General features: G+C 62.6%; 12 protein-coding genes. 8 read left to right on the top strand and 4 right to left on the bottom strand.

The features are described from left to right. Nucleotides 1–160 precede the first annotated feature (160 nt). The 5 genes from BM193_RS28650 to BM193_RS01465 all read left to right on the top strand — a co-directional run bounded on the left by BM193_RS28650 (nucleotide 161) and on the right by BM193_RS01465 (nucleotide 2,846). A complete protein-coding gene (locus BM193_RS28650; RefSeq protein WP_175533120.1) occupies nucleotides 161–334 on the top strand; it encodes a hypothetical protein in 174 nt (57 codons plus the stop codon). Nucleotides 335–579: 245 nt separating this feature from the next. After that, nucleotides 580–717, top strand: coding sequence for a hypothetical protein (locus tag BM193_RS28645; protein WP_170840448.1), 138 nt, complete (start codon nucleotides 580–582; stop codon nucleotides 715–717). Nucleotides 718–846: 129 nt separating this feature from the next. Further along, on the top strand, nucleotides 847–1,215 hold the full coding sequence (locus BM193_RS01475; RefSeq protein WP_092794769.1) for a hypothetical protein: 369 nt from the start codon (nucleotides 847–849) through the stop codon (nucleotides 1,213–1,215). Between the two features lie 90 nt (nucleotides 1,216–1,305). Beyond that, complete coding sequence (locus tag BM193_RS01470; RefSeq protein WP_034750191.1) at nucleotides 1,306–1,764, top strand: acyl-CoA thioesterase; 459 nt, start codon at nucleotides 1,306–1,308, stop codon at nucleotides 1,762–1,764. A 110-nt stretch (nucleotides 1,765–1,874) separates the two neighbouring features. Then, entirely contained in the window at nucleotides 1,875–2,846 is a 972-nt protein-coding gene (locus tag BM193_RS01465) for an IS1595 family transposase (protein WP_092832198.1), read from the top strand. A gap of 77 nt (nucleotides 2,847–2,923) precedes the next feature. Here the strand turns inward: BM193_RS01465 and BM193_RS01460 are convergent, their stop codons facing one another. The 3 genes from BM193_RS01460 to BM193_RS01450 form a co-directional block, all read right to left on the bottom strand. After that, nucleotides 2,924–4,330 carry a DEAD/DEAH box helicase gene (locus tag BM193_RS01460; protein WP_071322891.1) on the bottom strand — a complete coding sequence of 469 codons (1,407 nt, stop codon included), beginning with the start codon at nucleotides 4,328–4,330 and terminating at the stop codon, nucleotides 2,924–2,926. Between the two features lie 514 nt (nucleotides 4,331–4,844). Beyond that, nucleotides 4,845–5,633: an enoyl-ACP reductase FabI gene (gene fabI, locus BM193_RS01455; RefSeq protein WP_092794763.1), complete on the bottom strand. Its 789-nt coding sequence runs from the start codon at nucleotides 5,631–5,633 to the stop codon at nucleotides 4,845–4,847. A 242-nt stretch (nucleotides 5,634–5,875) separates the two neighbouring features. After that, nucleotides 5,876–7,288: a transglycosylase SLT domain-containing protein gene (locus BM193_RS01450; protein WP_092832196.1), complete on the bottom strand. Its 1,413-nt coding sequence runs from the start codon at nucleotides 7,286–7,288 to the stop codon at nucleotides 5,876–5,878. Between the two features lie 331 nt (nucleotides 7,289–7,619). On the opposite strand from BM193_RS01450, the gene BM193_RS01445 reads away from it, so the two are divergent. Both BM193_RS01445 and BM193_RS01440 read left to right on the top strand, forming a co-directional pair. After that, a complete protein-coding gene (locus BM193_RS01445; RefSeq protein ID WP_092794757.1) occupies nucleotides 7,620–8,192 on the top strand; it encodes a DUF1415 domain-containing protein in 573 nt (190 codons plus the stop codon). Continuing rightward, complete coding sequence (locus tag BM193_RS01440; RefSeq protein WP_092794754.1) at nucleotides 8,192–8,386, top strand: DUF1289 domain-containing protein; 195 nt, start codon at nucleotides 8,192–8,194, stop codon at nucleotides 8,384–8,386. The genes BM193_RS01445 and BM193_RS01440 overlap by 1 nt, the downstream gene beginning before the upstream one ends. A 105-nt stretch (nucleotides 8,387–8,491) precedes the next feature. Here BM193_RS01440 and BM193_RS01435 read toward each other — a convergent pair whose 3' ends face one another. After that, nucleotides 8,492–8,998: a DUF1993 domain-containing protein gene (locus tag BM193_RS01435; RefSeq protein ID WP_092794751.1), complete on the bottom strand. Its 507-nt coding sequence runs from the start codon at nucleotides 8,996–8,998 to the stop codon at nucleotides 8,492–8,494. Nucleotides 8,999–9,259: 261 nt separating this feature from the next. Between BM193_RS01435 and BM193_RS01430 the strand changes: the two genes are divergently transcribed. Beyond that, nucleotides 9,260–12,376, top strand: coding sequence for an EAL domain-containing protein (locus tag BM193_RS01430; RefSeq protein WP_092794749.1), 3,117 nt, complete (start codon nucleotides 9,260–9,262; stop codon nucleotides 12,374–12,376).

Raw genomic sequence — 12,376 nt, 5'->3', positions numbered from 1 at the left:
CGCGCCATTGGTCCACGGATGAGGGAGTGCCTGTGCTCCTGCCTGATTGGGTAGCTGCGAGGTTGGAGTGGCATCCGCCGGTTTAGTTCCCGCGGCATCGCGCCACTGGCGGGCGCCAGGATTTCCCCGCATCGGCTACAGTGGGGCAAAGGAGGTCACCATGCCAATCCAGTCCCGTCATACCCTGTTGCGCGCACACAGCACGCCCGAACCCGATATTCCGCCGCCACCGGAAGGCGATCCGTTGACGCCGCCGTCGGAACAGCCGCCGCACATCGATCCCGTGCCGGTCGAGGAGCCGACGCCACCGTCACCGCCCGTGAAAATGGCGTGAGTGTCGGCGCTGCATGAGCGCGTGTGCGGCGCCCATGGGCCGCGCCGCTGCCGCGCGCACGCTTTATTTCTAGGTGGAAATGGAATGCGCGTGCCGTTCGCCGGTCACGCCATTTAAACAACAAAAACACCAATAAATGTTGCCGCTTGGATACAAATCAAAGGCTAACTGCTGTGTGTCATGCGGCTGTCACGATTCTGTTCTTATAATGAGACATCATAAAAATTCTTGTACAGGAGACCATCATGGGCAATTCCTTGCATAACAAAATTTACCTGGGCCGTCGCCCTGTGATCACCAGCAAAAACCTGGCGGCGCTGGCGCTGGCAGGCGCCGTGGCCGGTTGCGGCCTGGCCTGGCTGCTGCTGCGCAGCTATAAATAAACGCCAGCCTGGCGCATTTCCGTCGTCCCGTCCATGGGGCGGGCGGCGGCAGATTTGCGTTGCCTGTTGCCGATGCGCAGCGGGGCGCGTACCATGGGGGCCGAACACCTGGCCTTTTATGGAAAAGTAATGAAGAACGAGAAATTAACAACCGATGAATATGACGCGCTGGAGCAAGTTGCACGCGGCATCAAGACCGAGCGCCCCAGCGCTTGCGTTGCCCGCAATGCCAAGCGCCTGTCCGGGCTGAAGCTGCTCAGCTACGCCCGCGATGGCCGTCTGTCCATCACCGAGAAGGCACAGCAGCTGCTGTTCCTGCGCCGCTGCATCATGGGCTTGCGCGCCGTGGCTGCCGATCCGCTGACCAAGCTGGACACGGACGTGGCCTATTTCCTGGGCAAGAAAGCCCACATCGTGGCGCGCGCCGAAGGCGAGGGCTACGATATTTCCGACAAGGGCCGCGACTCGCTGGCCGATATCGATACCCTGGGACTGTAGCAGCCTGTCCCTGCAACCGGCCCCTGGGGCCGGTTTTCACATCCCCACCCTTTTTATATTTCCCCCTTGGAGAACACTTTGGACAGCGCGATGAACTGGTCGGCCCACGAACTGACGATGACGGTCCTGATGACGCCCGATATGGCCAACTTTTCCGGCAACGTGCACGGCGGCACCATCCTGAAATACCTCGACAGCGTCGCCTATGCCTGCGCCAGCCGCTATTCGGGCAGCTACGTGGTGACCCTGTCGGTGGACCAGGTGATGTTCCTGCAGCCTATCCACGTGGGCGAACTGGTGACGTTCCTGGCATCGATCAATTACACGGGCACGACCTCGATGGAAGTGGGGATCCGCGTGGTGACGGAAAATATCCAGCAGCGCCTGGTGCGCCACGCCAACAGCTGCTATTTCACGATGGTGGCCGTGGATGCCAACCGCAAGCCCGTGGCCGTGCCGCCGCTGGTGCTCGAGACGCCGGAGCAGCATGCGCGCTTCGAGCAGGCCAAGCTGCGCAAGCTGTCGCGCCAGAAGGTGTCGAAGAAGTAAACGCAATCGGCATAAAAAAAGGCTATGTCATCGATAAATAGGGGAACACCGGGAATCTGATGCCGCCGCTCTTGTCTGACTCTGTACACCAGGCAGACAGGGAGCCCAGCATGCAAACCGCGCAGTGGAAAACCTTCGTGACCCAATTCGCGCTATTGAGCGTGCGCCAGCGCCGCGCTGGCATGGCCTTGCTGCGCGGCATCGCGCCGCAGGAAGCGGCGGTGGTGGCATTGCTGGAAAACGTGGCGCGGCAGCGCTTGCACTGTCCCGCCTGTCATTCGGCGCACCTGCACCGGCATGGCCACGCGCACGGCTTGCAGCGCTACCGTTGCGTACCCTGCGGCCGCACCTTCAATGCCCTGACGGGCACGCCGCTGGCGCATTTGCGCCACAAAGCCATGTGGCTGGACTATGCCGATTGCCTGCTGGACTCCTGCTCGGTGCGCAAGGCGGCCAGCCAGCTGGGCGTGCACCGCAACACCACATTTCGCTGGCGCCACCGCTTTCTCAGCCTGGCCACAACGGACCGGCCGCATTGCCTGCATGGCATTGCCGAGGCCGATGAACTGTATGTGCTGGCGTCGCAGAAGGGCGCGCGCCACCTGACGCGTCCGGCGCGCCGCCGGGGCGGCCACGCGCGCTTGCGCGGCATTTGCGGTGAGCACGAGTGCGTCCTGGTGGCGCGCGACCGCACGGGGCAGACGCTCGCGTTCGTCACGGGCCGAGGGCAATTGACGAAAGCGCAGCTGCACCGTTGTTTGCGGCCCGTGATGGATCAGGATGTGTTGCTGGTGACGCATGGCCATGCCGCCTATCCGCCCTTTGCCAGGGAGGCGGGCATCAGCCACCAGGCCGTCACCGTGCGCGCCGGCATCCGCGTGCGCGGCGCTGTCCACGTCCAGCATGTGAATGCCTACCACAGCCGATTGCGCGGCTGGCTGCAGCGCTTTCATGGTGTCGCCAGCCACTATCTGCCGAACTACCTGGGGTGGCGCTGGATACTCGATGCGCGGCGCATCCGTTCGCCGGAAGCATTACTGAAAGCAACGCTGGGAGAATTCCCACACTTGACGGTGACATAGCCTAAAAAAACGGCCACCAGAGCGATCTGGTGGCCGTTTTTTATTGCCTGCCGCCTGCTGGCGGCATGGCGCCGTGATTAACGGTCGCCGTAGCTGCGGCGTGCGCCGTCGGTGCTGCGCGGGTTGGAACCCTTGTAGCCGCCGCCGGTGCTCGGTGCGCCATCTTTGCGTGGTGCGCCCGGCTTGCTGAACGTGCGTTGGCCTGGTTTTGCGCCGCCGCGGTTGTCACCTGGTTTCCAGCCGCCTGGACGGGCGCTCGAACGTGGTGCCGATGCCGTTTTCTTTGGCTCGAAACCTTCGATGACATTGACCGGGATCAATTGCTTGGTGAAGCGTTCGATACGCTTGACGTTCATGCCTTCAGCGTGGTTCACCAGCGAGATGGCCAGGCCATTGCGGCCAGCGCGGCCGGTACGGCCGATGCGGTGGACGTAGTCTTCCGGGAACTTCGGCAGATCGTAGTTGAACACGTGGGTGATCGTTGGCACGTCGATACCGCGGGCGGCAACGTCGGTGGCGACCAGTACCTTGACCTGGCCGCGGCGCATGCCGTCCAGGGTGCGGTTACGCGCGCCCTGGTGCATGTCGCCGTGCAAGGCGGCAGCCGAGAAACCGGCGATGTTCAGACGGTCGGCGATGGTGTCGGCGTCACGCTTGGTGGCGGTGAACACAACAGCCTGGTCCAGCGTTTCGTCGCGCAGCAGGTGATCCAGCAGGCGATTCTTGTGCGACAGATCGTCGACGAAGTGGACGCGCTGGGTGATGTTTTCGTGCTTGTTGCTCGAGCTTGCCACCTGGATGACCAGCGGGTTCTTCGTGATGCGACGGGCCATGTTGCCGACCACGCCGTCCAAGGTTGCCGAGAACAGCATGGTTTGACGGCCTTCCGGTGTCGCTTCGACGATCTTTTCGATATCATCGATGAAACCCATGTCCAGCATGCGGTCGGCTTCGTCCAGCACCAGGATTTCCAGTTGCGAGAAGTCGATCTTGCCCGAATCCATGTGGTCGATCAGACGGCCAGGGGTCGCGACCAGAATCTCAGGATTCTTGGCCAGCAATTGCATCTGTTTCGGGTAAGGCATGCCGCCCAGGATCGACACAGCCTTGATGCGGCGGATGCCGGTGCTGTACTTGTCGGTATTCGTGGTCACTTGCAGGGCCAGTTCACGCGTTGGCGTCAGCACCAGCATTTTTGGCTGGGCAGCCTTGAAGCGTGGACGCTCGCCGCGGGCGCGCGATGCTTGCATTTCCTGGTTCGGCGTCTTGCCGGCGGCGCTTTGTTCGGCGCTGGCCAGTTTGTGCAGCGACGGCAGCATGAATGCCGCGGTCTTGCCCGAACCGGTCTGCGACGAGACCAGCAGGTCGCGGCCTTCGATCGCGGCGGGAATCGCTTGCGACTGTACCGCGGTTGGCGCGGTGTAGCCCGATTCGGTCAGAGCGGCGAGGATGGACGGATGCAGGCCTAAGGATTCAAATGTCATTCTTTTTCTTTCGTGAAAATCAGCGTTCTTGCAAAAAGCAGAACGCAAAATAGCAACGCCAACCAAAACGAAATGACTCAACTAGAAAGAAATTTCGGCACAAAAGCTTTGCGCCGGGACGGTGTCAGGTGCGACACACAAGGCGGGAGGGCTTTATAAGCGACATCCTGTGGATGTGCTAAGGCTTGCGAAGCTGCTAAGTTTGTAGTGCATATAACTGCGGTGTTGCCATCGCTTCAAGGGAACATATTGCAGCGCACAACGACACTATACCGTATTTGCCGCCATTTTGCACTGCCTAAATGGGAGGAAACGAAAGTTCTACCACGTTTTTCACGTGTTTCCTATGTGAAATCAGTAAAGATACGTAGTTTTCCGCACGTTCATGCGTGTCGCCAGGCGTCGAGCTCGACCGCGATGTGGGCCAGCATCGGCGTTGCCGGCGCCGCTGCCAGGGCATGGCCGCCTTGCCGCGTCGCCGGTGCCAGCGGATGATCCACGCGCGGCCGCCGTCTCACTCTACTTCGGGATTCACCGCCATCACGTGCGAAAAGCCGCCATCGACGTAGGTGATCTCGCCCGTGATGCCGGACGCCAGGTCAGACAGCAGGAAGGCGGCCGTGTTGCCCACTTCCTCGATGGTGACGTTGCGCCGCAGCGGGGCGTGCTCGGCCACAAAACCCAGCAGCTTGCTGAAATCCTTGATGCCGGAAGCGGCGAGGGTCTTGATGGGGCCGGCGGAGATGCCATTGGCGCGGATGCCGCGCGGACCCAGCGATTCGGCCAGGTAGCGCACGGACGCTTCCAGCGATGCCTTGGCCAGGCCCATGGTGTTGTAGTAAGGCACGGCCCGCACGGCGCCCAGATACGTCAGGGTCAGCACCGATGCGCCCGGATGCAGCAGGGGCAGGGCGGCCTTGGCCATGGCGGGGAAGCTGTAGGCGGAAATATCGTGCGCGATGCGGAAGCTGTCGCGCGACAAGCCGTCGAGGAAGTCGCCGGCGATGGCTTCGCGCGGGGCGAAGCCGATGGCGTGCACCAGGCCATCGAGGTGTTCCCAGTGGTGCGCCAGGTCGCGGAAGACGGCGCTGATCTGTTCATCGCTGGACACATCGCAGTCGAACACCAATTCGCTGCCGAATTCGGCCGCGAATTCCGTGATGCGCTCCTGGAAGCGTTCGCCCACATAGGTAAACGCCAGGCTTGCGCCTTCGCGGTGGCAGGCCTTGGCGATGCCATAGGCGATGGAGCGGTTCGACAGCAAGCCCGTGATGAGGATTTTTTTGCCTTGCAAGAAAGCCATGACGACTCCTGTCTGGGGTGGTGGGTCGGGCGGATGTGCAAGCGGCCGCGACAGCAAAGCTGTGGCGGCCGATGGACGTCCGAGGCTGGTAACGCGCCAGACCTGGCGGCATCTGACAGAAGCGTAGCGCGCGCAAGCAAGGCTCGGCGCCGCCGTTGGCCTGCGATGCGCCACCGTACTTCCAGTACGGTGGGCATCGCAGGCTGCACATTACGACGCGCGGCAGCGCATGACAGATGTACTCAATGGCGGGCCTTGGCACGGCTGTTGCCGCCGCCGCGCTGGATGCGTGGTTTCACCAGGGAAATTGGCGCGGCCTGCACCTTGCCGCCCTTGGCGGCATGGCGCACGGCCTTCGCGGCCCGCTCAGGGCGGTCCGCTTCCAGCAGCATGGTGGCGCTGTCGGCGATTTCCTGGGTGATGTCCTTGTTCATCGTGGCCGAGGTTTTCGGCACGAGGATGGTGGAGCCGGCACGCAGGCGGGTGCGCTGGGGAATGTTGTTGGCCTGGCGCAGCACGTCGGCCGTGGTGCCGAATTTCGACGCCAGCGTCTCGATGCGTTCACGCGCGTTGGTGATCTTGTGCGTCGTCCAGCTGGACAAGGCATGGCCCCATTGCGCCAGGTTGGTGGTGAACTTGGCGGCGTTTTCCTGCGGCAGCAGAATCTTGGTCTTTTCGCCGCCGATGATGACGGGGCGGTTAAATTGCGGATTCAAGGCCTTGAATTCATCCATCGACAGTTCTGCCAGCTGGGCGGCGACGGTGATGTCGATGTCGCTGGTCTTGTCGATGGCCGTGAAGTAGGGCTGGTTGTCGACGACGGGCAGGGTCAGGCCGTACTGGGCCGGATTGGCGATGATGTTTTTCACCGCTTGCAGCTTCGGCACGTAATTGCGCGTTTCGGCCGGCATCAGGTCGGCCAGGCTTTCGAAATCGGTGGGCTTGCCCAGCGCCTGGTTTTTCTTGATGGCGCGCTGCACCGAGCCTTCGCCCCAGTTGTAGGCGGCCAGGGCCAGTTGCCAGTCGCCAAACATGTCATACAGGCGCTGCAGGTACGTCAGGGCCGCATCGGTCGAGGCCAGCACGCCGCGGCGTTCGTCCTTGAACATGTTTTGCTTGAGGTTGAAGTCGCGTCCGGTGGCGGGCACGAATTGCCACATGCCGGCCGCATTGGCGCTGGAGAACGCTTGTGGATTAAAGGCGGACTCGATGAACGGCAGCAAGGCCAGTTCTGTCGGCATGCCGCGCTTTTCCAGTTCCTGCACCACGTGGAAGATGTAGCGCGAGGCGCGCGCCGTGGTGCGGGCGATGTAGTCGGGGCGGGTGGCGTACCAGTTGACGTGGTTGGCCACCAGCTGGTTGTTGATGTCAGGAATCGCATAGCCGCTGCGGATGCGGCCCCAGACGTCGGCTTCGCGCAGCGGATCGGAATTGTCGCTGAGATTTTTCAGCAGACGGTCGGTCTTTTGCAGGCGGTTGTCGAGGGTGGGGGGTTTCGCCGTGACTTGGGGAGTCATCGGGATCAGGGCGGGCGTGGTGGCGGCGACTGGCGCGTTATCGCTCTCAACACCGGCTTCGTACGCCTGGCTGAGGGCGGGCGCAAGCGCCAGGGCCAACGCCGCCAGGACGGTAGATTTAAAGGAGTTTTCGTGCATAGTGTTCCATTGTTGTCGTCGGAGAAACATCGGACAGACCCATGATTCAGCAGCGAGTGTACGTATATCCACATGCTGGAGTCAAGAATTATGTCAGCATGATGACAGCACATAGGCGGAAATAGCTAAGTTTCCATTCGATAATAGTGCAATTATTGCAAATTTAATTTGCCCTTTGCGTGATTCGGCCGCTGTTATAGCATACATGGCGACGATGCTGGCGCAAGGCTGGCGGACGCCGGGTATGAGACTGCGCAAAGAGTGCGTACAATTTGGGGTGGGCCGGCCATTCAGGCGCCGGCCACGTTACCGATAGATAGAGAGCACGCATATGAACACCCCGCCGCGCCACGACGACGACAACGCCGTCATCATCGCCAATACCGTTGCCTGGCTGGAAAAGGCCGTGATCGGCCTGAACCTGTGCCCGTTCGCCAAGGCCGTGCACGTCAAGAAGCAGATCCGTTACGTGGTGTGCGAATCGAGCAATCCGGAAGATTTATCGGCGCTGCTGATGGACGAGCTGCAAATCCTCGCCGACACGGACCCCGAGCAGATCGACACGACGCTGCTGATCCACCCGTACACCCTCAATGATTTCCTCGACTACAACGAGTTCCTCGACGTGGCCGACGCGGCCGTGGAAGACATGCATCTGGCCGGCGAATTGCAGGTCGCCAGTTTCCACCCGCATTACCAGTTTGCCGAAACGTTCGAGGACGACATCAGCAACTACACCAACCGTTCGCCGTACCCGACCCTGCACCTGCTGCGCGAAGACAGCATCGAGCGCGCCGTCGAGGCCTTCCCGGAAGCGTCCGAGATCTTTGACAAGAATATCGCCACGCTGGAAAAGCTGGGCATCGAAGGCTGGGAACAGCTCGGCTTGCCGAAGGTGGCCTGATGGCCGACAAGGAATTGCCGCTGCGGCCTGACACGCCCTGCGTGGCCGTCTGCTCGACCACCTTCGATGAAATCTGCCGCGGCTGTGGCCGTACGGTGGTGGAAGTGGCCCACTGGGTGTCGATGACGGATGAAGAGAAGGAAGTGGTGTGGGTGCGGATTCTTTCGCAAGGGTATCCGCGCCGGAATACCTGATTTAACCCAACGGCAAAGGCTGGGGTCAGACCCCCAAGGACGCTAACGCAGAGCTCAGCGTTGGCGGCCGCGAGGGTCTGACCCCGGTGCCATTGGCGTCAACTATTAATAGCTGCCGATAAAATCCTTCTTGCCCACTTCGATGCCGTTGTGGCGCAGGATGTCGTACGCCGTCGTCGCGTGGAAGAAGAAGTGCGGCAGCGCGTAGTGGAACAGGTAGGTCTGGCCCGTGAAGTGCTTGGTCTTTTCGCCGCTGCCGGTGGTGATGGCGCGCGTTTCGCTGCCCTCGATGTCCGCCTGCGGCAGGCTTTCCAGGAAGGCGATGGTCTTCACGATGCGCGCTTTCAGTTCCGCAAAGCTCTGTTCGCTATCCTCGTACGGGGGCACGGCCACGCCGGCCAGGCGCGCGCCGCAGCCCTTGGCGAAGTCGGTGGCGATCTGGATCTGGCGCACGAACGGCAGCATGTCCGGGAACAAACGGAATTGCAGCAGGGCGTTCGGGTCGATTTTCTTGTCTTGCGCGTGCGCTTCGGCCTTGTCCAGGATGGCGGTCAGGCTGCCCAGGATCTGTTTGAAGACGGGGATCGATGCGGAATAGATGGAGAAGGTCATGGTAGTTCCTCTAGGTGAAGTGGCGCGATGATAGCAAGCCGCGCGCTTTTCTGCTGGCGCCCGCGCCGCATGCCGTCCGGCGTGTGGTTTTTCAGCCCTGTCGATATGACACAACGTCACTGTCCGCGCGTGTTTATTGGTGACTTTTCCCGCTTCTTCCATGCATAATTGCTCTTGAAAAAGTTTCTTCCCGCCCCGTCCACCAGATTCCCCCGTAAAGCTCGATGATCGCTCGCCTGATCCCTGTTGCCCTGTTGCCGCATGTCTAACTCACCCTACCAACGCCTGCGTGCCGGCCTGAGCGCCCTGTATGGCTCGTCGATCTATGGCGCCCTGCTGCTGGTGGTGTTTGGCGGCCTGGTCATTCCTGCCATCATTGGCAGCTATCTGCTCGTCGGCGTGCACGAACGCCAGTCGGCGCGCACCAGCCTGAACGAGGCGCTGCAGCGCAATGCCGACATCCTGGCGCTGGGCATGCAGGAGTCGTTGTGGAACATGAACGCGGAATCGGCCCACTCGCTGGTCGAATCGGTGATGCGCGACCGCGCCGTGCTGCTGGTAAAAGTGGTGGGGCAGGGCGACACGGAATTCATCAGCCTGCAGGCGCCGCAGCGCCCCGTGGGCAATCTGTACCGGGCCGAGCGCGACATCCTCGTGCGCGGCGAACGCATCGGCCACGTGGTGGTCGAGATGGACGATGCGCGCAGCCAGCAGGAGCTGCGGGAAAAGCAGGTGTCGTATATTTTCGTGCTGGGCGCGCAGCTGGCCGTGTCGATGGCGCTGATCGTGCTGTTCCTGAACCGTCGCCTGCTCAAGCCGCTGCGCCGCCTGATGCGTTTTTCCGACCGCCTGTCGCACGGCGATTTCGACACGCGCCTGGTCTCGGGCAGCAACGACGAACTGGGACGCCTGGCCGCCCAGCTCGAACAGATGCGCGCCGCCATCCGCCAGCTGTTCGAGGACGTGGGCCAGCGCGAGGAGCGCTTCCGCACCATCGTCACGCAAGTGCCTGGCGCCGTCTTCCGCTACCGGCCCGACGGTCCCATCGACTTCGTCAGCGATGCCATCGAGGAGATCGCCGGCTATTCGGCGCGCCAGTTCATGCGCGGCACCACGCACGCCTGGGCCGACCTGATCTGCCCGGAAGACCGCCGCGAACACCGCCGCGCCGTCAAGCAGGCCGTGCGCGACGTGCAGCCGTACGCGCTGGAATACCGCATCGTCGACGCCTTCGGCACCGAGCGCTGGGTGGCCGAGAATGGCCAGCCGCAGGCGGGCGAGCACGGCGTGACCTGGGTCGACGGCATCATCGCCGACATCAGCCAGCGCAAGCACCACGAAATGCGCATCGAGGCGCTGCTCACCGAGCAAAGCGCGATTCTCGACAACGTCATGTTCGGCGTGATGTTCGTGCGCCACCGCCGCATCATTTCCGTCAACCGCCGCTGCGAAGACCTGTTCGGCTACGGCCCCGGCGACATGATGGGCAAGTCGACGGCCATCGTGTTTACCAATCCCTACGATTTCGAGGAAGCGGGCGAACGCCAGTACCCGGCGCTGGCCACGGGCGGCGACTTCAGCGAGGAGCGCCAGTACAAGCGCCGCGACGGCAGCCTGTTCTGGGCGCTCGTCAGCGGCTGCGCGCTCGATCCGCAGCGGCCCAACGAGGGCAGCATCTGGGTGTACGCCGACATCACGGCGCGCAAGGAGGCCGAGGAAAAGCTGCGCCTGTCGGCCACCGTGCTGGAACACATCGCCGACGGCGTGATGGTGGTCGACGCGGACGGCATCATCGTCACCATCAATCCCGCCTTCACCCAGATCACGGGCTACAGCGAAGCGGAGGCGCTGGGCCGGCACGCGTCGCTGACGCGCTCGGCGCGCCACGACGCGGCGTTCTACCAGGCCCTGTGGGATGAACTGGCGGCATCGGGCTTCTGGCGCGGCGAGATCTGGAACCAGCGCAAGAACGGCGAAGTCTACCTGGAGTGGCTGACCATCAGCGCCGTGCGCGACACGCGCGCCGGCAGCACCCATTACGTGGGCGTGTTCAGCGACATCACGCTGATCAAGGAGTCGCAGGAAAAGCTCGACCACATGGCGCACCACGATCCGCTGACGGCGCTGCCGAACCGGCTGCTGTTCCACGACCGCCTGCAGCACGCCTTGCTGCGCGCCGGGCGCGACCAGGAGCAGCTGGCCATCCTGTTCATCGACCTGGACCGCTTCAAGAACGTCAACGATACCCTGGGCCACCACGTGGGCGACGAATTGCTGCAAAAGGTGGCGGGCCAGCTGACGGCGCGCCTGCGCGAGGGCGATACCCTGGCGCGCCTGGGCGGCGATGAATTCATCGTGCTGCTCGAGCGCATCGATGGCGAGTATGGCGCGACGCAGGTGGCGGAAAAGCTGGTGACGATGTTCGAGCAGCCGTTCACGGTGGCCGGCCACGAGCTGTTCGTCACCTGCAGCGTGGGCATCAGCCTGTATCCGGACGATGCGCTGGACTTGAACATGTTGATCCGTAACGCCGACGTGGCCATGTACCAGGCCAAGGCGCGCGGGCGCAATGGCTACCGCTTCTATGCGCCGTCGATGACGGGCGAGGGCGTCGAGCGCCTGCGCCTGGAAACCTTTTTGCGCCGCTCGATCGAGAAGAACGAGATCTTCCTCACTTACCAGCCGCAGGTGGAAATCGACACGGGCCGCCTGGTCGGCGTCGAGGCGCTGGTGCGCTGGAACCACCCGGAACTGGGCCTGGTGCCGCCGGCGCGCTTCATTCCGCTGGCCGAGGACAGCGGCTTCATCAACCAGCTGGGCAAATGGGTGCTCGACGAAGCGTGCCGCCAGATGATGCGCTGGCAGGCGCAGGGCCTGCGGGTGCCGAAGATGGCCGTGAACTTGTCCGTGAAGCAGTTCGAACGGGGCAGCATCGCCGGCATGGTGGCCGATATCCTGAAGGAAACGGGACTCGAACCGCAGCGGCTGCAGCTGGAGGTGACGGAATCGGTGATCATGAACACGGGCGACGCGCTGGGCTTCATCAACGACTTGCACGCCATCGGCGTGGGCCTGGCCATCGACGATTTCGGCACCGGCTATTCCTCGCTCGCCTACCTGAAGCAGCTGCCCGTGCAAACCTTGAAGATCGACCGCTCCTTCATCAAGGATATCTCGACGGACGTCAACGACGAAGCCATCGCGATCGCCATCATCCAGCTGGGCAAGAGCATGCAATTGTCGGTGATCGCCGAGGGCGTGGAGACGGAAGAGCAGGCGGCGTTCCTGCTGCGCCACGGCTGCAAGCTGGCGCAGGGTTATTTTTATAGCCGTCCGGTGCTGGCGCAGGATATGCTGGAGCGCTGGATCGATGACTGA

It is taken from the genome of Janthinobacterium sp. 344 (assembly GCF_900112025.1).
Classification (GTDB): domain Bacteria; phylum Pseudomonadota; class Gammaproteobacteria; order Burkholderiales; family Burkholderiaceae_D; genus Janthinobacterium.
This window is presented reverse-complemented; position numbering and strand designations above follow the sequence as displayed.